Origin of the sequence: Brachyspira hampsonii, from assembly GCF_001746205.1 — a bacterium.
Classification (GTDB): domain Bacteria; phylum Spirochaetota; class Brachyspiria; order Brachyspirales; family Brachyspiraceae; genus Brachyspira; species Brachyspira hampsonii_B.
In genome coordinates this window covers 566,568-590,206 of sequence record NZ_MDCO01000012.1, presented here as the reverse complement: position 1 = coordinate 590,206, position 23,639 = coordinate 566,568, and the positions used below count along the sequence as shown (strand labels likewise).

The following is a 23,639-nucleotide window of genomic DNA, read 5'->3' as shown; positions in this document are numbered from 1 at the left end:
TAAATGTTGTTTATATTTTTGCATTTAGCTATATAATATATTTAAAATATGATAGGTTAAAAATATGTCTGATAATACAAATAACTTTAATAATAAAGATAATACTACATTTATATTATATATTGTTGTATGTTCAATATTTTTAATAGCATTGATTTTAATATATTTGTTATTTTCTTCTTCAATAAAAAAATCTATGGATTATAGTATTGGAAAGTTTGAAACCAATTCAAAAATACAATTGAGTAATTATTACGAGTTCCTTAAAGAAACTGTTACAAATGAAAGTTTTGAAAGCAAAGAGTTTATAAGAAGTACATTAGAAGAAGCATTCAAACCTAATATAGATTTACTTAGAGAAACGCTAAAGGACAGTAAAGACTTTTCAATAAATACAGTAACTTTCTGGCTCGCATTTTTATCTTTAATAATGATAATATTCACAATTTTAGGAATATACGCCAATAATAAAATAATGGAAAGCAATCAAAAGCAGTCGGAACTTATTATAAAAGAAACAGAATTAAAATCAAATAAAACCTTAGAAGAATTAAATAAAAAAGCTCAAGAAATAGAATTAACATTAAATAAAATAGAAGAACAAACCAAACAATCAAAAATAAATGCTGATAGAGCTAAAGTAAGCGAATTATTTGCAAGAGCATTAAATGAACAAATGAATAAAAATTATGATGAAGCCATAAAACTTTATACTGAAATAATAGATAAATATAATACAAAAGATACAAACTCTTTAAATAACAGAGCTATTTTATATTCAGATAAATATAAAGAAAGTAAAGAAGAAAAATATTTTTATAAATCATTGAGAGATTATAGTAAAGTTATAAATATTAATCCAAAAAGTATTTGAAAAAAGCTATAGATGACAGCCGAATAAAAGAAGCTATAGGAGAAACCTACTACTATTTACATCTTGTATACGATGAATATGCCAAACTTGATGAAAATACAAGCGGATATTCAAAAGAAGAATGCAAAAATAAAAGTGATATGTATCTTCAACAGTCAAAAGATTTAGGATATGAGCATTTTATGGAGAAATAATATAGTCAATGTAATAAAAATTATTAATTAAAATCTTTATATAAGATAGAGTTTTTTTAATTAATGAGTGCTTTTGCACTTTGACGAAGTACGCCTGCGACCGAAGGGAGTACATTTAGGTAGGTGTGCGGTAAAAAAGTAGATAAAATTTATATATACATATATGCACTTTTTGGTTCTTTTTGTGGTGGGAAAAAGAACAACATAAAAATTGACAAAGTCAAAAATTTTCAGTATATACCTAAACAATTATATTTTGTCAAAATAATTTTTTTAATTTAAAATATTTGCAGGGCTTTGCTGCGAAGCATACCTACGGTAACAGCTAGTGGTTGACATAATAAAGAAAATTAATTATACTATATAAAAATACTATTGAAAGATGAGGTGCTAATTATGGAGAATAATATCAGTAATGAAGAACAAATAAGAAATAAGTTTGAAAGAATATTTCAATATGAAAATAATAAGGATGCATTTCTTGATTATTTTTACGGAAAGTCAAACAGCTGTCCCACTTTAAGAAATTATTACGGTGTTGATGCGGAAGAAATTTTTAAGTTTTATTTTGATGAAAATACTAAAGAAGAAGATAAAAAAGCTATATCAAGATACGCTGAAGCTGTGATTAAAGATATATACAAGGGTAAAGAGGTTCATGTAATTTTAAGATTATGCACTGGTGAAGATTTAGAAAAAGCATTAATAGAAAGTTATAATAATACACTTGGAGGGAATGTACATGATACAAAATATTCTAAAGTAAATCTAAGGAATAATGAAGGGCTTAAATATATAAAAATACAAGTCAATAATTTTGATAAATTTTTAGAATTAGAAGGCTATATACCTAAAGAGTTTAATCAATACTTAGAAAAAGTAAAAAATGTAAATGAAGCATTATTAAAAAAAGAGCCTCATTTATTATTAACTATTTTGGCATATCTCATAAATAGAGATGATGATAAAATCCTTATTAAACAGTTATTAAATTATATAGACTCTCTAAAAATTAATGATGAAGAAACTATATCATTACTTTTTAGTATAGCTGATAAAGATGAAGAAGTTTATAAAAGATTAATAAATATTCTAAATAAAAATAATAATATCATTTATTTTCTTGTGAATATATACAATCAAATGACAAGAACTATAAAACTATATAAAAGATTATTTAAAGGATATTCAGAGGATAAAGGCTATTATTACTACACACAAAAACTTATACCTGAATATTTAGAACTATGCAATTTTCCTAAAGAATGTATTTTATTAAACACAATAGTTAATAACAACACACTTTTTATTTCATATTTAACAGTAGAAGTAAAAAAATTATATGATGAAGATAGAGAAACATTTTACAAACTTTATGAGATAATAGCAAAATCAAAATTGGAACAATTATATCTTGATTATGCTATGCTTTCATCAATTATGCTTGCAGCAAATGATAACAAATATAATATAGATACTAATGCTATTGTAGAAACTCTCAAAACAATGTGCGTAGAGTTATTAAAAATAATGGGACCTATTAAAAGTTTCGATGAAATAACTTCTAAAAGCTTTAAATATGTAAAAGATTATTCTTATGATAATCATAGTCATTATTTATCAGCTATAATGTCGCTTGATGGTATAAATGATGAAGCATCAGAAATTACTACTAAATTATTAAAGCATTACGGAATATATGGCAAAATTTCAATTTATGTTTCTATTCAGGAAATATTCTATAATAGAGGTATTTTAGAAACTAAAGAAAAATTAGTTAATGATAAAAAAGTGCCATTAAAAGATATTTATTTATCATTATTAGACTCAAAAAATAATATTATTACACTTATAAAAAATAATTTAGAAGAAACAAAATCTATTATGGAAGAAAAATCATTTATCACTTCTATAACAGCAAATATTAGTGGTACTATATTATTTATTAATTGTATTTTTAGTGATGAATTAAATAGTTTAATAGATAATAAATTTGATTTTGTTTTCAAAGTTCTCGACACAGCAAAATCAAAAGAAATAAAAAAGCATTGTGTATCGGTAATAAATAATAATGAAAGCATTGTAAGAAGCGAAGTAGAAAAATTAGCAGATGAAGGAAAAGAGGCTTCAAGAACAGTTTATAAAGAGATAATTAAATATTGGGATTTACAAAAGTTTGATGATGATTTTCAATTTAAAAGTGTTGATGAGATAAATGAACATTTAAATAAATACTATAATGAAGGACATGAAACTCTAATAAAAGATATAGACGAAAATATACTCTCTAATATTTTATTAAAAGATAAAAAAACTAAAGCTCCTTTAAATATAGTTAAGTATGTGTTTATGGAATATATTGCTTTAAAAGAGCCTTCAATATTAAAAGACTGCAACAAGATAGCAGAGTTTTTTGATATTGATTCGCTTAGAAATGCACTTGATGATATATATTCAAACTGGCTTGATAATAAAGCAGATACAAAATTAAAAAATATACTTATTCCATATTGTCTTTTTCAAACTGAAGATAAACTCTTAAAATTAAAGGCTCAGATTGAAGAATGGGCATTAAACTCAAGAGGAGCATTAGCAGCACATGCCGTATATGCTATGGCATTAAAAGCAAGCAAATTTGCATTGGTATTAGTTGATACTATGTCTGTAAAAGTTAAAAATAATCAGGTTAAAAATGCTGCTAAAGATGCATTAAAAAAGACTGCCAAAGCATTAGAGATTTCAGAAGATGAGCTTATAGATAAAATAATACCAGATTTGGACTTTGATAAAAAAGGGGCAAGAGAACTTCATTATGGAGGAGAAGCCGACAGAGTATTTAAACTTCAAATAAAAAATGATTTCACTATAGAAGTAACAGATTCAAATAATAAAGTTTTAAAATCGCTTCCTGCACCAAACAGTAAAGATGATAAAGAAAAAGCAGATGCAGCTAAAAAAGAATTAACTTTGATAAAGAAAAATATTAAAATGATAACTTCTAATCAAATAACAAGATTAAATAAAGTATTATTAAACGGACGTAAATGGTCTTATAAAACTTTTACTGAGCTTTTTGTGGAAAATCCTATAATGAATATATTTGCTTTAAAACTCATATGGGGCGTTTATGATGAAAAAAATAATTTAATAGAAAGTTTCAGATATATGGAAGACGGTTCTTTCAATACCTTTTATGAAGAAGAATATATATTTGAAGACAGTCTTAAAAACAAAAAGAATATTACTTTAGTTCACCCTATAGAATTAGACGATGAAAAATTATCAAAATGGAAAACTCAATTAAGCGACTACGAAATATCACAGCCTATTAATCAGCTTGATTTATTATTTGAAGAAGTTAAAGAAGAGTCTATAAAAAATAATAAAATTATATCATTTGAAGATAGAGAAATAACAGCAGGCGAGATTATGTCAATGGCAAATAAAATGTCATTTGAAAGAAGCAGAGATATTGAAGACGGCGGAAGCTATACTTATTATGAATTAAAAGACTCTATATTAAATATTGCATGCCGTATAGATTTTGAATATATGTGGTTTGGAATAGAGGCGGGAGAAAAAGTAACATTTAAAAATATTGCTTTCCACAGACTAGATGAAAACGGAAACTGTAATGAAGAAGAATATATAAATCCTTTAGAGATTAATAAGAGATTTACTTCGTCAATATATGGAACAGTAAAATCTTATTTTGTAAAGTAAAAAATTATTAACGCACCTATTGGCTATTTTATATAGTACTTAATAGGTGTGTTTGATTAGTTATTATGTAAAAAATATTTTGTATTATTAAAAAATAGTTTTATTTAATTTATAAGTATTTACTATATAATATTAATTTATCTATACTTATTTAATAAATCAGTTAAATCTTTTAATTCAAATTTGCAAATTAAACTATTATCACAATATATAAATACTTCCTTTACATTATATAAATTATCTATTAAAAAACTAGCTATATCACCTGATATAATAATAGAACTTCCTGATGTATATTCATCTAAACCATATAATTTGCTATTATTATCATCATATACTATTTTTATAGCTGTATCAGCATTATGTAAATTATAGTGTATTATTTGTACATTATCACCCATAATATCAGATAATCCAATTGTAAGCATTCCTAATTTATCTGTACTATATTTTACTAATACAATCATAGAACCTAAATTTTGTATATTCCAATCTGTGTAAATATCAGCATTTAAAAAATTAGATAATAATAAAATAAAGAATATAATTTTTTTCATAAATATATTCCCCATGGTGATTTATATTATTAGATTTCATAATTATAAAAATAAAAAATATTCTATAACATAACTACTTCATAATATCTTCAATATTATTTGCAGGTATTATAGTTTTAGCTTCAAAAGTTTTAGTTAAATTCTTTATATTTTTAAAATTATCAAATGCTAATATTGTATCAATATTATTAAAATTAATGTTGTTCATTTTATTTCTTTCTATTAAAATAGAATATATATACTCATCTTCAACATTACCATTTTTTTTATTAACTCTCTGAGTATAACCAGATACTAATGTATTTTCTATTCTTGTTGAAACATTAAATATATATGCACTAAAGAAAAATGCCAGTCCGCATACGCATTTTAAATAATCTTCTTTTAATTCTTTTTGTGATTTTTCTTTTACTTTTAATTTTCCAGAAGATAAATAGTCTGCTTTTTTTGTTGGAATATCTTCTATTTCTGGCAAATCCAAATCTAAATATACAGATTTTTTTTCATAGTTGTATTCAAAATTTATATTAAATTCAATAGGTAATTCCATATCATCAATTATTTTTGTTATTGTATCATTTACAAAAATATCATCACCAGATAATATATCATTTAAATATTTTTTTGTATTATTAAATTCTTCCTCAAATTCTTTGTCTAATAATAATTTCTTATCTTTCTCTTCTTTATAATATAATTTTTCTTTTGTTAATTCATCTTCTGTTTTTAAAATTTTCAAATTATTAAATTCATTATCTATAAATTCTTTCTTTCTTTTGGAAAAAGTCCAAAATGGCCATAATCTTATTTTACCTTTTGACAAATTAACAGCTTCATTATACAATTCATTTTCATTTAATTCTTCTTTAATGAAAGGTTTAATAGTATACTCTTCTTTTACCAAATTATTTAAATTATTTTTAATCTCATCTTCTGTTACAACTTTAGGAGTTAATTTATATATATCAATAAAAGATGTTTCTTCTTTATCTATCTTATCTTTTAATTTAGCATATAATTCTTCTTTTTTTTCTTTATAAGTTTCAGACCTTTTAATTTTTTTTATAATATTTTCATCTGTAATTTCAATCTTATCTTCATTAAGAATAACAATTTCTCCGCTATCTTCTTTAATACTTAAATAAAATAATGTACTACTATTATAATCATCATCGTAACTATTACTATTATAAGAATAATTTTTCTTTTTAGAAGAATATGTTTTATATGTATTTTTTGAACTTCCTAATACTTTATTTCTAGTATATAAACCTGTGCCTGGAATTGAAGCATTTACATATCCGCCTTTTTTACCATAATTAAAAGATAATCCTTTTCCACCTACTGTAGCACTTAATCCTGATTTAGAAGATTAATTTTTAATCCTTTACATATTTTTATACTTTTTCTAAATCTCATTTTATAATCCTATATTATTTTTTACTAGATAATTATTATATTATATATAGATATATAAAAAAATCTACGAATTTAAATATATTTTGAAAACGTATTACGTATTTTTGATATATAATATGAACTATAGTATACATTAAAAATTATATGGTATAAAAATGGATAAAGAAATTAAAGACTTTAATAAAAATTTTGATGATGAAATTTTTGACATGGCATTCATACTTAAAAGATCATGCTGCAAATATAGTAAAATACCTTGGGAAAAATATGATACTTTATCTTCTATATTAATTTTTTACTTGAAGATATAGTTGATAATAATTATAAAGATGATGATTTAAATATCATATTAGAAAAATATTCAGAGATTATTTATTATAAAGATGAAGAATTAGGCAATTTTGAACTTAATAAAGATATAAACAGTTTTAAGAAAGAGATGCCTTGGACTAACAATAATATTTTAATCTTCTTTGATAATATTAATGAATCGTTTAATAAAAGAAGCGTTGATATAATAAAAAAAATACTTGCTAATAAAAAAGATATTGATAGGAAATTAAAAGAGTGTGCGGCAGAAAGCATATTTAAGCCTCATAATATAGAGAGAGAAGAATTCATAAAATCAATAAGTTTAACATCTATAAGCATATATTGTGAAAACTGCATAACATTTTATTTTAAAAACAGTGATGGACACACAATACCAGTAAATAGTGATTGGGATTTTAATTTTAAACCGATTACTCAATTAATGTTTTTTTAAATTTATATCACATTCACCGCACGCTAAATAAAGCTTAAAATATAAGTTTATATATAAATTCAAATTTTATTGTATTATATAAATTTGTTTACCGTGCGTTAAAGTATTGAATAATACTTTTTATATTTTTAATATGTAGTATAATAATAAAAAATGATTGGGGCATTATTTATGGAAAATAAGGAAAATATAGATTCTAATAATTAAACAAGTAAGAAAGAAAAAAGAAATTATCAAATGGATAATTATAATGTAATGATTAAATTATTTATATTATCTATGATAGTTTTTGCGGCACTTTATTTTGCCCATAATATGCTGGTTTCATACAGACTTGATAAAGCTATGGAAAGATATTCAAGCCCATTAGAAAATATTATTATCACTAAAGAAGAGTTTTATACTAATGTGATAATAACAGAGATAGAAAGCAATAAATTTATCACTAATAATATAATATTAAAAAGCTCGTCAATAGAAGATTTGCAAAACGCATTCACAGAAGCAATAGACAGCCATACAAAAAATCTTTAAATATCAATGAGCGAAATAGTGAAATCATCATCGGATACATTAAATTTCTGGTTTGCTTTTATATCGGTAGTAATGATAGTGTTCTCATTTGCAGGAGCATTTGTAAATAATAATATTTTAAATGAAGCAAGAGAACAGTTAAGTAATGTAGAAAAAGAAGCAGAAAAATCTCTAGGTCAGATAAAGGAAGAAACTGATAAAATAATAAAAATGTAAAAATAAACAGCGAATTGAATTTAGGCTATCAGGCACACCAAAATAAAAAATATAAGGAAGCCATAGACTACTTTACAAAAGTTATAGATCTTGATGATAAAAATATATATTGATATTTTAATAGAGCATTGGCTAAAGCAGAGTTGAAACAATATGAAGAAGCGATTAAGGATTATGATAAAGCCATAGAATTAGATGATAAAGATTCATCTGCTTATTACAATAGAGGAAATGCTAAATTATATTTAGAGCAGTATGAAGAAGCGATAAAAGATTATGATAAAGCTATAGAATTGGATAATAATACATTAATTTATTTCAATAGAGGACTAGCTAAAGCGGATTTGAAACAGTATGAAGAAGCAATTAAAGATTTTTCTAAATGTATAGAAATAGACGAAAGCTATATAAATGCCTATAATCAAATAGGTTTATATAAAACTAAATTAGCGAATATTGAATTAAAAAACAATAATATTTCAAAAGCAAAAGAGTTATTAAATGAAGCTATAGAGTATTGTGATAAAGGCATTGAAATAGTTGATGATAATGCTGAAATATATGACACTAGAGGGTATGCTAAAACTAAACTTGCTAATATTGAAAGAAATAACGGCAACATAGAAAAAGCCGTTGAAATATATAATGAATGTTTGAAAGATTTTTATAAAGTTGAAGAATTAGAAAAAGAAATACCAGAAACTTTTAACAGTATAGGATACATTAAAAATATACTTACCAATATTCAAAAAGAAAGTATTTCTGAAGAAGAACATAAAAAATTAAAATCTGAAGCTTTAGAAAATTTTGAAAAAGCGTACAAAATAGCTAATGATAAATTAAAACCAAAAATGGAAAAGTACTTGATAAAGCTTGCAAAAGAAAATGACATCGTGGGTATAGAGTTTTGTACTAAAAATGGTATTGATTATAGTAAATAAGTTTATATGTTATTTTTATAAAAAATTAATCATCATAAATATTTTTTCTATGTCCAATATCTATAACTAGAATAATTAATTCGTTATCAATAATTTTGCTTATAATTTTATACAATATTTTACATATTCTGTAATAATTAATTTTAATGTATAAAATTGGAGTCTTTCGCGGTAGGCGGACTTTGTCTGCTTCTTTGTGCCAACAAAAGAAGTTGGGGTGTGGGGGCTAGTCCCCACAAATAACCTAAATTTGAAATAATATTTTTGACAAAATGAAATTATATCACTGCATATTTACAATCTTTTTTTACTTCATCAATAGAATATAATTCTTCACCTTTTTGTAATCTTTTTTCTGCTTCTAATCATAATAATCTTCCAAATATTCTATAATGGCGTTTTCTATTAATTTGCTTTCTGATATATTCTTTTCTTTTGCAATATTTTCTATATTTTTTTGAGTGTTGGAGAAAGTTCTAATACCATATTTATATCCTAAATTTAAGTATTGAATTCAATATATTTTATATTATAATAGTATAAATTACAATATAGAGGTTTTAATGTATAAAGATTATAAATTTAAAGTAGATGAATTATTAAATAATGGTAAAGCCAAATTAGTAGAAGTTACAAAATCAGATGACGGAAAATCTTTTGAAAAAAAGGAAATAAATTTGAATGAACGAGATACAGATGGGTATAAACTTTTAAAATTAATGCTCGAAGATTTAATAATAAGATACTCAGCAAAAAAATAAATTTATATAAATTAAATATTTTTATTTATTTAAGGAAGAGTTATGAATAAAGAAGAAGCCAAACAAAAAATAGAACAATTAACAGAAACTATTAACTATCATAATAAACTTTATTATACAGATGATAACCCTGAAATAGAAGACTATGAATATGATAAACTTTTCAGAGAATTAGAAAATCTTGAAAGAGAGTTTCCAGAATTAAAAAGAGATGACAGCCCTACAAATAAAGTGGGAGGCACTATATTAGAAAAGTTTGAGAAGTTTGAACACCCTATTGCTATGTACTCCCTTTCTAATGTTATGAATGAAGAGGAGTTTTTGGATTTTGATAACAGAATGCAAAAAGAACTTAATGCAAGTAAAATAAAATACACTGTTGAAAATAAATTTGACGGACTTGCTTTAGAGCTTATTTATGAAAAAGGAAAACTCACAGTTGCAAGCACAAGAGGAGACGGACAAGTTGGGGAGAATGTTACTAATAATGTTAAGATGATGAGTAATGTTCCTAAAAGCATAAAAGAGAAAAATAAACTCATTGTAAGAGGAGAAGCATTAATAACAAAAAAAGATTTTGAAGCATTAAATAAAGAGAGAGAAGAGCTTGAAGAGATCCCTTTTGCCAATGCGAGAAATGCTGCTTCTGGCGGATTAAGACAATTAGACAGTGCTGAAAGTAAAAAAAGAAGATTAAAATTCTTTGCCTATCAAATAGCTAATTATAAAGATTTTGATTTAACTAATGAATATAAATCAATGGAGTTTTTATCTGATTTAGGCTTTACAGTGGAAGGCGTTCATGCAAATATTGATGCTAAAAAAGTATTAGAAACTTACTACGATATACAAGAAAAAAGAAGCAAAATGGATTATGAGATTGACGGACTTGTAATAAAAGTTGATGATGTGAAGTATCAGGAGAAGTTGGGATTTTTATCGCGTGCCCCAAGATTTGCTGTAGCTTTTAAATTCAAGCCTGAAGAGAAAGAAACTTTATTAAAAAATATAGAAGTACAAGTAGGAAGAACAGGTGCATTAACTCCTGTTGCTAAATTAGAACCCGTGCAGGTTGGAGGCGTTACCGTTTCAAATGTTACGCTTCATAACCCTAATGAAATAAAATCAAAAGATATAAGAATAGGAGATACTGTTGTAGTTATACGCTCTGGAGATGTTATACCGAAGATTACAAGAGTGGTATTAGAAAAGCGTCCCAAAGACAGCAAGCCTTTTGAGTTTCCTAAAAAATGTCCTGTATGCGGAGGCGATACTGCTGTAACTGACGGCGATGTAATAGTGAGATGTATTAATGAAGAGTGTCCTAGTAAAATAACTAAATATATAGAATATTTTGTTTCAAAGCCTGCTATGAATATGGAGCGAATAGGCAAAGAATGGATTGCAGCATTTACAAAAAGCGGACTTGTTAAAACTCCGGCAGACCTTTATAAAATAACAAGAGATGATTTGTTTAAGTTTGAAAGAATGGGAGAGAAATTAGCAAGCTACATGCTTGAATCTATTGAAAACAGCAAAAGCACCACTTTAAAAAGATTTATATATGCATTAGGTATTCGTCAGGTTGGTGAAACTACTGCGGACTTACTTGCTAAATATTTTACTTCTATAGACAATTTCAAAAATGCTTCTATTGAAGACCTGCAAAATATTGAAGGCATAGGCGAAATAAGTGCTAAAAGTATTTATGATTTTCTTCATAATGAAAAAACATTAAAGCTAATAGACGATTTACTTGAAGCAGGAGTTAATCCGGTATTTGAAAAAGTAAAAATAGTAGAATCTCCTCTCACTGGAAAGAATGTTGTAATAACAGGATCAATAGAAGGTTTTACAAGAACTTCAGCAAAAGATACCGCAGAGAGATTAGGGGCAAATGTTCAGTCTGCTGTATCAAAAAACACTGACATTTTAATAGTAGGTGAGAAAGCTGGAAGCAAACTAAAAAAAGCTCAGGATTTGGGTATAGAGATAATGGAAGCTTATGAGTTTATAAAGCTTGCTAATAGCTAAAATATTAAATAAAAAATAATAAATGCATAAATAAAGGCTGTAATATTACAGTCTTTATTTATTACTTTTTTATAAAAATATATTATTTATTATTGATATTTAATATTTTTAAATTTATTAAATCTCTTTTATATGATTTTTACATCATCATTAGATTATATTTATGATATCATTAAACGCACGGTGAACTTTATTCCTATATATAATAAAATCAAAATTATTAATCAATCAGTATTAAAAAATCTACTCTGCGTGCGTATATGACTGCTTTTAAGTTTTGTATATATTGAATTTTTATCAGTTTTTTAGGTTATAAAAATTAATAAAATATTAATACTAAATTATATGTTTTTTAACTATGTATAAATATAGTGTGCTATTATATCGTCAATTTAACTTAAATTAATAATTTTTGTTATAATATTAAAATTTAAATATAAAAAACATAGATGAAACAAAATAAAAAAAGATTCTTATTATCATATTTAGTTTTTATATCAGCAGTAATTCTATTTATTGTAATTTTTTCTATTTTAGGAAATATGGATAGAGTAGGGTATTTATCAAATTTCAATCATATATTAGAAAATAAGTATTATTTCACATTAAAATTTAACAGCAAAATTTTTAAGAATAATAAAATATATAGAGTATACCCAAATACAAATGAAATGCCTGATAATGTTACAAATATAAGATGGAGCGGAAGTTATTATGGGAATTTAGTTCTTGATGATTCAAGTATACAATTAAAAGAAAATGATAAAATAGAAAATGTTAAATATAAACTTAAAATACAAAAGAATGTATTCTTATTTTTATTATTTATAATAATAGTTTTTCCTGCAATTTATTTTTATGTTATACCTAATATATATTATCATTATAAATCATATATTTTCTTTTTTGTGCTGAATTCTTTTTTGTATTTAATAACTTTAAATTTGATAATGCCTTTATTTTCCATGATGAGGATTGATTTTAATATATATGATTTTTTATACACTTATGTATTTGTAATGACAGCTTATAATTTGCTTTTATATTATCCATCTAATTTAGACAATATAAAAAATATTAGAATAATATTTACAGCTTTATTTTCTGTTATATCAATATTTTCATTTTTTGTTATAGAGTCAATAAGTTTAACTGTACTTAATATGGTTATATTATTTTCAGATATGCCAAATCTTTATTCATCACTTATTACAGTTCTTCCTATGCATCTAAAAATTATAACTATCATTGTGAGTATAATATATTTTTCTTCTTTGTTAGTTTTTGCTATATTATTTATTTTTAATATATATAAAATCTTTATGGAGAGAAGTAAAATATTATCGGCAGTGATGACAGCTTTTATAATATTTGCTGTATTTTATTTATTTTTAAAGCCTAAGAATATAGATATATGGAGCATAGACTTTGTAAGAAATGCTAAAAGAAATGGAATTATAAATACACTTAATTACAGGATAAATTATGATAGACTAAATGAAATAAAACCAAGTTTAGGATTAGTATCGGATTCTATAAAATTATTAAAAGAATATGAATCTAAAAGAGATATTTCAAAACTTTATTTGCAATCTACAAAAAATATTTTTGATAATATAAAGAAATTAGATGATGGTATGCATTCTATATTGATTGAAGCATCTAGTAAAAATAGCAACTTTATATACAATAATGAAAATATAGATTATGAATATATAGAACTATTAAAAAGCAATTATCATGATATATATACTAATTTAGAAATATCAATTACAAATGATTTGTCAAAAATAGAAGAATTAAAAAAATCTTTAAAAAGAGATGTGTATTTAATATTCTTAGAATCTTTTTATGATTACTCACATTTTAAAAAATTATTTAATAAAGATCCTTTCCCTAAAGAGTACAGAAAATGGGCAGCCTCATCAAGAAAAATAGCACCTAATGTTAATAACGGAAGTTTTTATGCAAGACTTTCCGGACTTACAGCCTCAAGTCCTCTTTATCCTAAAACACAATCGGAAAAAATAGAAAATACTTTGCCGGATTTGCTTACAAAAAACGGATATAATACAATAGCTTTGGAAGAGGCATTGAATACTTATAATTTAAAAACTTTTTATCCTTCAATAGGTTTTAAATCTCAGGTATTTGGATTGGGTACTACAAATATTAATACATATTTAAGCACAAATATTGATAATTTAGGAACTCCTGTATTTGCTTCAGGCTTTACTATTTTAGGGCATACTGATTCGCATTTGTCTAATGATTTGAACTTCGCTGAAAATAATAAAAACTTTTTAGATAATTTTGATGGTAATGATAAACTTCATATAATAGAAACTATTGATAATTCTGCAATGACTGCCATAAATATTATAGAGATAAGAGATACCATTTTAAAACATTCACCTAATGCAATTATAATATTTAAGCATGATCATCTTTATCCCTATTTGAAAGCCATAATAGAACGTTCTAGTATAGATGAGAATACAAAAACTAATTTTTTAAATGATTATAAGCCTTCTCCTATACTCATTTGGGACGGTACTAATGGAGCATACAAAGCACCTGAAAATTTTACACCTGAAAATATACCATTATTTATAGCAGTTAATTTGAATATAGATTATACAAATAGTGCGATATCTCTTTTATATAAAGAGGAAATTAATAATACTATCAGCACTTATAATAGATTTTATTATACAACAAATGATTCTATTATCGATAATAGTGAAGTTTCAAATATGACAATATTTAAATATGAAAATGCTCAAAGAATATTATCGCAGGATATTTTTCAGGGAAAGAAACATTATTATAATTTGATAAAAGAATTAACTAATAATTAAAATTATTTTTATTATTGCTCAGCAATAAACTCGCTTATAGTTAGCTGACAACTAAAGTTATCAGCTGCTCGTTTATTGCTTTCATTTTTATTATTGCTTTAATTATCAAAGCCGACTCTAATATTTATTTTATTCTCTTCTTCTTGAATCTTTCTTTTTAATTCCTTATTTTCCAATTTTTTATTATTCCTGCTTTTTAAAATTTCAAAGAATACTATAATAGCCCTTTCACTTGGAGGATTATATTTATGTATTATTCTTCTAGTTTTTGACTCTTTGCCTTCTTTATCAGTTTTTATTTCACTTATGATTTCTTTACTGTAATAGCCTAATGCTTTTTTTATCAATGCATTTTCTATTTTTATTTTAACATCTTTAAAATATTCTTCTTTTGCTTTTCTTATTTTTTTTATTAAACTCTTTTTATATTTTTTGCTTGATTTATTAATATAGTCTTTTAAATCATTATAGTTTATATTTAGTTTTTTACTTATTTCTTCAAATGTAGGATTATATTCTTTTATAATTTCGTATATTTGTTTTTCTGTTTCTTTATTATATTTTTTATTCATAAAAATATCCTCTATAAATTTATGCTATAAAATAATCAAAAAATATAAGTTATTATGAGCATTTTATAAAAAGGCTATTACTATAAATAATAATTACTATATAATAAAAAATATCAAATATATTATGGAATATACGATGATTAAAAAAATAGCAGTATTATATTTATTTTTATTATTTTTAATATCTTGTAATGCTAATAGTGATGGTTATACATCTGCATCAGCAAAATACAAAGAAGCTCCAAGAGAAAGTAAAGGATTAACTAATTTTACAGGTATTTGGCAGGCTAAATTCCCAAATAATAATTGCAGTATTGTAGTAGAAAGTACAGGAAATGTATTATATAATGATTTTTTAGCTTCATCTATAGAAGATTTAGGAAATGACAGATATAAAATGAACATATCTGCAGATAAAAATTTTTCTATTACATTGAAATTTAAATCTTATACTGAAGGAACAGTTGAAGATGATAATTTTGGAATAGGAGTATTGACAAAATCAGAATGATAAAAAACTTTATTTTAGTATTGAATCTTTTACATTAAATATTTTTATTTTTCTATATTATTTTCATCATTTTCTTCTTCATTATTATTGTTGTATTCATCATCATCGTCTTCTATCATATTGCTTGATACATAATCTCTATTTAAGAAAAATAATGTTATAATAATCTGAAAATATGTGTTAAATATATATAGAACTATCATAGCAATAAAATATGATAATAATCCCTCTCTGTTTTCTGTAGAAGCTGGAAAAATAGTCATAGCGAATACTTGCTGAAATAAAAATATAAATCCCAATAAAAATAAAGTTTTAAAGAATTTAGGTTTTACTAAATAAAAAGAATATTTTAAAGCATCTATTCCCCAAGTATGTCTTAAAGCACAGATATTTTTAATGAACACAAAAAATACTATAAAAGCAATACCCGGAACAATGAAAAAAGTAGCTCCTAAAAATACTAATATAAAATATATAAAAGTTGTAAATATGGTAGGCAATAAAAATTTAAAGCTTCTTATTATAGCCCAAGTTGCACTTTTAATATTTCCATAAATTAATCTTTCTACCAATAATGATACAGATATGGCAGAAATAGTGTCTAATAATAAAGAAAGAAATATATTTACATAGAATCCTATAGTAACATCATTTTTGAACCAATTAATGAGATCCTCATAGGTTTTCAATTTTTCAGGATCAAATGTATTTATTGGAAAATAGATGGCTGTCAATATCAAAGGCAGGCAGCATATTAAAGAAAGTATAATAAAATTAGCAAAGTTGTGTTTAAATAAAGAAAAAGAAATAGTAAATAAATCTAAAGTTTCAAAATCTCTTTTCTTTAATTCATTTCTTAATGAAAACATATATTTCCTTATAAAATTAAAAATGTATTTCTTATTATCGTATAATTATATATAAATTAAAATTGTAACATGATTTTAACCTATAGTAATTTAAATTACAAATATATTTTGGAATAATAATTTTAAGATGATATTCTTTAATAAATTAAAATTATATAAAATATAAAAGTTTCTTTATGAATATATATAACCTTTTATTTTTTATAACTATATTACCCCGCCCGCCCGCCCCTAAGTTTATTTAAAAAGCATGCAAATAAAAAGACTAGGCTCCATTTAGAAAACCTAGCCTTGATTAACTAATAATATTTTTAATTATTATTTAGCATTAATAGCATCTATTATTTCAGCACATTTCATGTACATTCTAGGAATATGGAAAGGTCCTTTATACATATTTCCTTTTAAGTCGGTGGATATTCTTCCGTCTCTGTGAAGATATCCAAACCATTCGCCGTATTCTGTATCAATAAATTTTTTAGTATATTCTTTTACTGTATCATGTTTTTCTAGATACTTATTATCTTTAGTGAAATAGTAGCAGTATAAAGCGGCAATAGCAGCTTCAGTCTGAGGCCACCAGAATTTCATGTCATGATGATATTCGCTTTTAGGCTTTCCAAGTACATCCATATACTGAATAATACCGCCGTACTCTTTATCCCAGCCCCATTCCCACATCCAATCGAATATTTTTAGTCCTAAGGCTTTTAGTTTTTCATCATGTCCTCTTTCTATAGATTCTCTTAATATGAACCAAGATGATTCTATAGCATGACCTGGATTTAATAGTCTTCCTTCAAAGTGATCTTGTAAAGTACCGTCTGGATTGCATTGTTCTAATACTGCTTTTTTATCTTCATATAGGAATAATTGTATATTGGAAAGAAGATTATCTATATATTTATTGTAATAATCCTTATTTTCCGGATCAGCTTTTCTTAATTCCTGAACAGTAGCAAGCATTATCATAGGAGGTCCGAAAGCTATAGTAGGTCTGTTAACGGCATTAAATTTTGGTATAAGCATTCCTTCTTTCTGATATCTGTCTATATCATCTAATATTTTTCTTGCCTTTTTAGCATAGCTTTTATCACCGCTAGCTCTTGAATATGCAGCCATAGCTATAAGACAGAATGTTTCTGAATAATAGTATCTTAATCTTTTTATAATTGGCTTACCGTCTTCAGTTACTCTGAAAAACATTCTTCCGTCGCCTTCTTTATCAAAACAGTATTTTTCCAAAAAGTCTATTCCCAATTTTGCAGCTTCTAAATACTCATCTTTTTTTTCAAAGTCAGCATAAAGAGTAGATAATACCCAAGCAAATCTTCCCTGAAACCATACGGATTTATCGCTTTCTATAAGGCTTCCTTTTCTGTCTAAAGCAGTGTAGTATCCGCCATGCTTTTTATCAAGACCGTTTTTAAGCCAAAATGGTATAACATTGTCTTTGAGCATGTGAAGATACTCGTTTTTTACTTCGTTTAAATTGCTCATAAAAATTCCTTAAAATCAAAATAAGATTTTCTTAAAAATAATATGTTAATATTAACAGATTGGTATTATAAAATCAATAATAAAAAACATTTTTATTTGATAAAAGTTGACTATTTTTTAGATTTAGTATACAATAATTTAGATTAATCTAACAATATAAAAATAGGAGTGAACATATATGACAACTTTAGAATATATTAATACAAATGAAACTATATATAATTTATGCACTAAATATCCGCAAATTAAAGAAATTTTATTTGATTTGGGATTTGATAAGATAAAAAATCCAATGATGTTTAATACTGTATCTAAGTTTATGACTTTGAATAAAGCTATCAAAATGAAAGGTATTGACAGTGAAAAATTAAGAAAAAAATTTAATGAGCATGGTTTTAATTTTGAAAATGATAGGAATGGTATATTGAAATCACTTATAGTAAAACTTCATTGCGGTGAAAGTATAGAAGAAATTAAGAGAGAATTTGAAAATAAGTTAGTTAAAGTTTCTGCTGAAGAAGTTCATAATGCTATGCATGAGCTTGTTAATAACGGCATGAGTATAGATGAGGCTAAAAGATTTTTTTATATAAGAACACTTGTTTTAAAAGATGCTATGGATAATAATACTGAAATTGATTATAAGGCTATAGATATATTGAAAAAAGAAAATAGATATATAGAAAAATTATTAGATGAAATTATAGTAAATGATAATATTAATTTATTAGAAGATCTTTATAATAATATTAATAGACATTACATAAAAAAAGAAAGTTTATTTTTTGCAGCTTTGAAAAAACATGGCAATGATGAACCTTCAAAAGTAATGAGTAAAGTTGATAGAGATATATTAAATGAGTTAAAAGATATTATTTCTTATTATCAAAAAAATAATAATCAAATTAATTTTGAAAGTATGAAATTATTAAAAGATCATATTTCAGATATGATTTTCAAAGAAGAAAATATATTAATACCTCTTTCAGTTTCTGTACTCACAAAAGAAGATTTTGATGATATAGAAATTAAGTACGGTAAAAATAGCTAATATTTTTGTATATTCTTTTTTTATTAATAATAAATATTTAATTGACTATTAATATATATACTATATAATTTGAATAGTTGGAGTTTATTATTTATGGAAGAGAAAAGTGTTTTATCATTTATAAAAACAGTATCTAGTATTCCTCTTATAAAAATAGATAAGCATAAATATTTGGTTAGTACATTTGCTTCAGAATATCCTTCTCTTCTTAATGACATATTGGAGAAAGGAGCTTATGATGCGGGTGTGCCATTAAATATAATAGAAGCAAAATCAAGAGAAGCTATTAATTATGAAATAGGTAAATCAACAGCTATATCATTTGTTTCGGGTCTTCCCGGAGGTATTATTGGTATAGGAGCAGTTCCTGCAGATACGGCACAATTTTTGATGCATGCTTTAAGGATAGTACAGAAGCTATGCTATATATCAGGTTTTCCAAGTTTTACTTTAGGAGATTCAATGACGGATGATGAGGCTTGTCTTGCTGCCGTATATATTGGCGTAATGTTTGAAGATAAAGAGGCTATACTTGCTTTAAACAGTATATGGAAAGCTATAGCTGAAAAGAGTATGAGAATAGGTTTTAGAGTAACTTCTGTGGTTGGATATGCTGTTGCTGCAAGTATATTAAAATCTATAGGTATAAAAATAAGTTCTAAAGGTTTTATGAAATCTGTTTCAAAGGCTGTACCTCTAATCGGCGGTGCAGTATCAGCAGGTTTTACATACACTAGTTTGCAGAAAATGTCTAATAGACTTTATAATAAAATTAAAGAAAGCAAGTATTCAATAAGCTGATTTTAACGGATAATTTATGATAAATGATAAAAATAAGAAAGAAGATTATGTAGAAATAAATGAAGAAGATATAGAAATATTGGGTGAAGACGGAATATATAGAAAGTATGAGGTATATAAAAGGCATCAAAATAAAAATAAGATGAAATTAAGATATTGGCTTCCTTTTGTTGCTGCGGTTATTTATACTTTATCTCCTATAGACTTAATTCCGGATAGAATACCAATAGGAAAATTAGATGATATACTGCTTTTGGTGATATCATTTATTTACGGCATAAAAAAGGCTAATTTCTCTTACAATCCTATAATAAATGTAATTATTAGAAATATTATATTATCAATAACTATTACGGGATTTGTTATGATGATTATCATATATATACTTGCTGTATTGTTATAATAAAATTAAATTAAGGAGTTCTATATTATGAATAGAATATCATCAAGCAATATAACAAAATTAGAGGATAATGAAGTATTTGTATTTGGGAGTAATACTCAAGGAGCACATGGAGGAGGGGCTGCGAGATTTGCTATGAATTTTGGTGCTGTATACGGACAAGCATTCGGACTTCAGGGTAAAACATTTGCTATACCTACAGTTGATTATACAAAAAGCGGAAAGATGGCGGTATCTGAAATAAAAAAGTATGTAGATAAGTTTTTAGCTTTTACCTTGGAGCATAAAGAGTTAAAATTCTTAGTAACAGAAATAGGATGCGGCATAGCAGGTTTTAAAGTTGAAGAAATGTCAGAGCTTTTCAGAGAGGCTTTAAAAGATGAATATAGTAATGTTTATCTTCCAAAGAGGTTCGTAGAATATTTAAATTCATAATACATCTATTAATTTAGTTTTGAAACAGTTTAATATACAAAAATAAAGCCCACAGAATATAATTAAATATTATGATTCTATAGGCTTTTATTTATCAACAATATTATTTCTTTAAATGTATTATTTCTTAATGCTTTTATTTCCGCCTTCTTTACTGTTCATCAGTGCTTCTTCTGCTTTAAGCATTCCAGGAGTTTTTTCAATTTTATTAAGATTGGCATTATCAGTTTTTGAAACTTCGCTTTGAACAGCAGAATTTATTTCAGCTTCAATAGCAGATCTCATATCTCCAAATTCATTATTAACTTCGTCCGCATTATCTTCATTACCTGAAGGTCTTATAATCTGAGCTTTATCAATCAAAGAAGATTCAAATACTTTAGCAGCCTCATTTTCACTTTGTTCCTCTCTAACCTGAGAAACAGCAGCAGCTTCAGAAGCCATTAAATCACCGCTGGAATGTACTATCATAACATCTTCAGGACGAACAGTTATAAGTCCATTATCAGTTCTAACGGCAAGTGCCACTCCTGTATCATTTTCCATAATCATTTCAACAGGTCCTAAGAATCTGTTTCCAGCCTCATCCATAACTTCAACACTCTTTCCAAGCATAGAATATCCTGTTTGGCTTGAATAAAATGTTTTCATAGAATCAAGATTTTTATTAACCTCAGTCATTTGTTCAACAGATGAGAATTGTGCTAATTGTGCAATCATATCTCTGTTGTCCATTGGAGAAAGAGGATCCTGATGGCTCATTTGTACTGTAAGGAGTTTCAAGAAAGCATCTTTACCCAAAGAGTTTTGTGTAGGGTCTCTCTCAAAATTATGCTGCAAATTGAAAGCTCCTACCTCCTGTTTTAATATTTTTATTTCTTTATCTGACATTCTTAAAGCATCTGCTGATATCATTTATACACTCCTTGCAAAATTATTTCTCACATTTATTTTTAGAAACTATTAAATAAGTAAATTTAATTTTCTTTCAGGCACTATATATGCTTTTATATCTGCTTTTACTTCCTCTACATTATTATTTTCAGAAGCAAATCTGTTTCCAATATTTTCTAATTCTTCTCCAAAGCCCCCTTCATTATTAGGCATATCCTGTCTAAGCATTACATCAAAACCTTCTATATTAATGCCTATTTCACTTAATGAAGTTATAACAGTATCTAAATTTTTAGTGAAAATGTCTTTAACATCTGCATTATCTACAAATATTTTACCTATTAAATTGTCTCCGTCCATACTGATTTTTAATCTTACTTTTCCAAGATATTCAGGATTAAGACTCATTAATACTTCGCTTTTACCGTTATTAACAGCAACTTGGGCTTTTTCTACCAATTTTCCCATTAAGTCTTGGAATTTTATCATATTATCAGTAAGGTTTGTGCTATTATGAGTTTTTGATACATTATTGTTATAATGATTATATCCTTTCAAATTAGCATTCTCAGCAGAATCTTTCATATTGATTATAGTAAGTTCTGCTCCTTTATCATCTGATATAGTATTATTTAAAGTGCTGTTATTGTTTTTTATTTCAGCAGTATCTTTTTTATCTGCATATTTATTTTCTATATTATTCATATCAATATTAGCATCTGCAGCAGCATTATTATCAATCTGCATAGCATTGTCTTCAATACTGATATCGTTAATATCTTTTGTTTCTATATTCTTATCATTATCTTTATTGGAAGCTATTTTTATCTCTTTGATATCATCTGAATTATCAATATCTTTTACTTCAATATTGTCTTCATTATTTTCAGCTAAAACTTCTTTTTTATCTTCGCTGCCGTCATTTTCTATCATAGCTTTTAATGCTTCCAAAGAATCAATCAAGTCTTCTAATTCTTTTTTGTCTTCTTCGCTTAATTCTTCAGCATTTAAAGATTCTATTTGTTTTTTTATATTTTCTATTTCTTCAGTCTTTTTTGTATTTTCTTTTTTATCAGCTTTAGCTAGGATATTTTCTTTAGTATCAGCTGTATTAATTTCTTTGGCATCAGCTTTTTTATCATTAGAAGTATTTTGTAAAAGGAGTTTAGCTTTTTCTTTTGTTAGAGCCAATTTTTCTTTAGATGATCTATTTTCATTGCCTGCGGCCAATTTCTTTGCTTTTTCTTCTATATTATCTTTATTAGATGAAGCATTTAATTCTTCTGACTTATTTTCTGCTTGTTCTTTTTTTGTATCATTTACTTGTTTTGCATCTTCTGCATTATGATTATCTGAAGCAGTATCTGTCTTTTTTAAGGCTCTTTCATCAGATGAAGAAGACTTTTCTTCTATAGTATTTAGATTATCATTAGCATCGTATTCATTATAATCATTATAATAATCATCATAACTATTATAATTATTTTCTTTATAATTTTCTTCAGTATTTAAATTCCTTTCTATTTTATTAGAAACACTTGAAGGAGCAGAATAATCTGTCTGAGTTTTATTTAGCATATTAGCAAAAGAATCATCATAGCTGTAATTATTCAAATTATAAGGGCTATTGTTAGATGAAACATTAGTATCAACAAAAGATAATAAATTGCCTAATCCATTTACCATAATTTACTTCCTAATTATTAGTTTATTACTATATTAA

22 protein-coding genes and 3 pseudogenes are annotated in these 23,639 nt (G+C 25.2%); 17 read left to right on the top strand and 8 right to left on the bottom strand.

Annotation, left to right across the window (positions count from 1 at the left end; translation table 11 throughout):
• Positions 1-64 precede the first annotated feature (64 nt).
• From BFL38_RS11590 to BFL38_RS11585, 3 genes are all read left to right on the top strand, one after another.
• Positions 65-874, top strand: coding sequence for a hypothetical protein (locus BFL38_RS11590; RefSeq protein ID WP_256097261.1), 810 nt, complete (start codon positions 65-67; stop codon positions 872-874).
• The gene (locus tag BFL38_RS15585; protein WP_256097260.1) at positions 871-1,068 is read left to right on the top strand and encodes a hypothetical protein; all 198 of its coding nucleotides are present in this window, start codon (positions 871-873) and stop codon (positions 1,066-1,068) included. The genes BFL38_RS11590 and BFL38_RS15585 overlap by 4 nt, the downstream gene beginning before the upstream one ends.
• 396 nt (positions 1,069-1,464) lie before the next feature.
• Positions 1,465-4,791 carry a DUF4132 domain-containing protein gene (locus BFL38_RS11585; protein WP_069727182.1) on the top strand — a complete coding sequence of 1,109 codons (3,327 nt, stop codon included), beginning with the start codon at positions 1,465-1,467 and terminating at the stop codon, positions 4,789-4,791.
• A 137-nt stretch (positions 4,792-4,928) separates the two neighbouring features.
• Here the strand turns inward: BFL38_RS11585 and BFL38_RS11580 are convergent, their stop codons facing one another.
• The 3 genes and pseudogenes from BFL38_RS11580 to BFL38_RS15785 all read right to left on the bottom strand — a co-directional run.
• On the bottom strand, positions 4,929-5,348 hold the full coding sequence (locus BFL38_RS11580; protein ID WP_069727181.1) for a hypothetical protein: 420 nt from the start codon (positions 5,346-5,348) through the stop codon (positions 4,929-4,931).
• Between the two features lie 73 nt (positions 5,349-5,421).
• Complete coding sequence (locus BFL38_RS15580) at positions 5,422-6,252, bottom strand: hypothetical protein (RefSeq protein ID WP_069727180.1); 831 nt, start codon at positions 6,250-6,252, stop codon at positions 5,422-5,424.
• 366 nt (positions 6,253-6,618) lie between these two features.
• Positions 6,619-6,705: pseudogene (locus tag BFL38_RS15785) on the bottom strand (DUF4236 domain-containing protein); the annotation flags it as partial.
• A 217-nt stretch (positions 6,706-6,922) separates the two neighbouring features.
• Between BFL38_RS15785 and BFL38_RS11570 the strand changes: the two are divergent.
• The 9 genes and pseudogenes from BFL38_RS11570 (at position 6,923) to BFL38_RS11540 (ending at position 14,880) form a co-directional block, all read left to right on the top strand.
• Positions 6,923-7,533, top strand: a pseudogene (locus BFL38_RS11570) (DUF2262 domain-containing protein).
• Between the two features lie 237 nt (positions 7,534-7,770).
• Positions 7,771-8,067 carry a hypothetical protein gene (locus BFL38_RS11565; protein WP_069727179.1) on the top strand — a complete coding sequence of 99 codons (297 nt, stop codon included), beginning with the start codon at positions 7,771-7,773 and terminating at the stop codon, positions 8,065-8,067.
• A gap of 18 nt (positions 8,068-8,085) precedes the next feature.
• Positions 8,086-8,283, top strand: coding sequence for a hypothetical protein (locus tag BFL38_RS11560; protein ID WP_069727178.1), 198 nt, complete (start codon positions 8,086-8,088; stop codon positions 8,281-8,283).
• 14 nt (positions 8,284-8,297) lie between these two features.
• A complete protein-coding gene (locus BFL38_RS15780; protein WP_176720576.1) occupies positions 8,298-8,396 on the top strand; it encodes a tetratricopeptide repeat protein in 99 nt (32 codons plus the stop codon).
• A gap of 12 nt (positions 8,397-8,408) precedes the next feature.
• Positions 8,409-8,705: pseudogene (locus tag BFL38_RS15775) on the top strand (tetratricopeptide repeat protein); the annotation flags it as partial.
• Positions 8,691-9,224, top strand: coding sequence for a hypothetical protein (locus tag BFL38_RS11555; protein WP_368664529.1), 534 nt, complete (start codon positions 8,691-8,693; stop codon positions 9,222-9,224). The pseudogene BFL38_RS15775 and the gene BFL38_RS11555, both read left to right, overlap by 15 nt.
• Before the next feature lie 563 nt (positions 9,225-9,787).
• Positions 9,788-9,985 carry a hypothetical protein gene (locus BFL38_RS11550; protein ID WP_069727176.1) on the top strand — a complete coding sequence of 66 codons (198 nt, stop codon included), beginning with the start codon at positions 9,788-9,790 and terminating at the stop codon, positions 9,983-9,985.
• Positions 9,986-10,027: 42 nt separating this feature from the next.
• The gene (ligA, locus tag BFL38_RS11545) at positions 10,028-12,019 is read left to right on the top strand and encodes an NAD-dependent DNA ligase LigA (protein WP_069727175.1); all 1,992 of its coding nucleotides are present in this window, start codon (positions 10,028-10,030) and stop codon (positions 12,017-12,019) included.
• 449 nt (positions 12,020-12,468) lie between these two features.
• Positions 12,469-14,880 carry an alkaline phosphatase family protein gene (locus tag BFL38_RS11540; protein WP_069727174.1) on the top strand — a complete coding sequence of 804 codons (2,412 nt, stop codon included), beginning with the start codon at positions 12,469-12,471 and terminating at the stop codon, positions 14,878-14,880.
• Between the two features lie 98 nt (positions 14,881-14,978).
• On the opposite strand, the gene BFL38_RS11535 is transcribed toward BFL38_RS11540, so the two are convergent.
• Complete coding sequence (locus BFL38_RS11535; protein WP_069727173.1) at positions 14,979-15,452, bottom strand: hypothetical protein; 474 nt, start codon at positions 15,450-15,452, stop codon at positions 14,979-14,981.
• Between the two features lie 136 nt (positions 15,453-15,588).
• Between BFL38_RS11535 and BFL38_RS11530 the strand changes: the two genes are divergently transcribed.
• Positions 15,589-15,963: a hypothetical protein gene (locus BFL38_RS11530; protein WP_069727172.1), complete on the top strand. Its 375-nt coding sequence runs from the start codon at positions 15,589-15,591 to the stop codon at positions 15,961-15,963.
• Between the two features lie 44 nt (positions 15,964-16,007).
• Here BFL38_RS11530 and BFL38_RS11525 read toward each other — a convergent pair whose 3' ends face one another.
• On the bottom strand, positions 16,008-16,832 hold the full coding sequence (locus BFL38_RS11525; protein WP_069727171.1) for a hypothetical protein: 825 nt from the start codon (positions 16,830-16,832) through the stop codon (positions 16,008-16,010).
• A 318-nt stretch (positions 16,833-17,150) separates the two neighbouring features.
• The gene (locus BFL38_RS11520; protein WP_069727170.1) at positions 17,151-18,332 is read right to left on the bottom strand and encodes an AGE family epimerase/isomerase; all 1,182 of its coding nucleotides are present in this window, start codon (positions 18,330-18,332) and stop codon (positions 17,151-17,153) included.
• Between the two features lie 178 nt (positions 18,333-18,510).
• Between BFL38_RS11520 and BFL38_RS11515 the strand changes: the two genes are divergently transcribed.
• The 4 genes from BFL38_RS11515 (at position 18,511) to BFL38_RS11500 (ending at position 21,022) form a co-directional block, all read left to right on the top strand.
• Entirely contained in the window at positions 18,511-19,383 is an 873-nt protein-coding gene (locus BFL38_RS11515) for a DUF438 domain-containing protein (protein WP_069727169.1), read from the top strand.
• A 93-nt stretch (positions 19,384-19,476) separates the two neighbouring features.
• Positions 19,477-20,184 carry an EcsC family protein gene (locus BFL38_RS11510; RefSeq protein ID WP_069727168.1) on the top strand — a complete coding sequence of 236 codons (708 nt, stop codon included), beginning with the start codon at positions 19,477-19,479 and terminating at the stop codon, positions 20,182-20,184.
• A 16-nt stretch (positions 20,185-20,200) separates the two neighbouring features.
• Positions 20,201-20,587, top strand: a complete 387-nt coding sequence (locus BFL38_RS11505; protein ID WP_069727167.1) for a DUF1232 domain-containing protein — start codon at positions 20,201-20,203, stop codon at positions 20,585-20,587.
• Between the two features lie 27 nt (positions 20,588-20,614).
• Positions 20,615-21,022 (top strand): A1S_2505 family phage non-structural protein, encoded by a 408-nt coding sequence (locus tag BFL38_RS11500; RefSeq protein ID WP_069727166.1) that lies wholly within the window; start codon positions 20,615-20,617, stop codon positions 21,020-21,022.
• A 120-nt stretch (positions 21,023-21,142) separates the two neighbouring features.
• Here the strand turns inward: BFL38_RS11500 and BFL38_RS11495 are convergent, their stop codons facing one another.
• Together BFL38_RS11495 and BFL38_RS11490 are read right to left on the bottom strand one after the other, a co-directional pair.
• On the bottom strand, positions 21,143-21,937 hold the full coding sequence (locus BFL38_RS11495; RefSeq protein ID WP_069727165.1) for a flagellar hook assembly protein FlgD: 795 nt from the start codon (positions 21,935-21,937) through the stop codon (positions 21,143-21,145).
• 48 nt (positions 21,938-21,985) lie between these two features.
• A complete protein-coding gene (locus BFL38_RS11490) occupies positions 21,986-23,602 on the bottom strand; it encodes a flagellar hook-length control protein FliK (protein ID WP_069727164.1) in 1,617 nt (538 codons plus the stop codon).
• Positions 23,603-23,639: the final 37 nt, after the last annotated feature.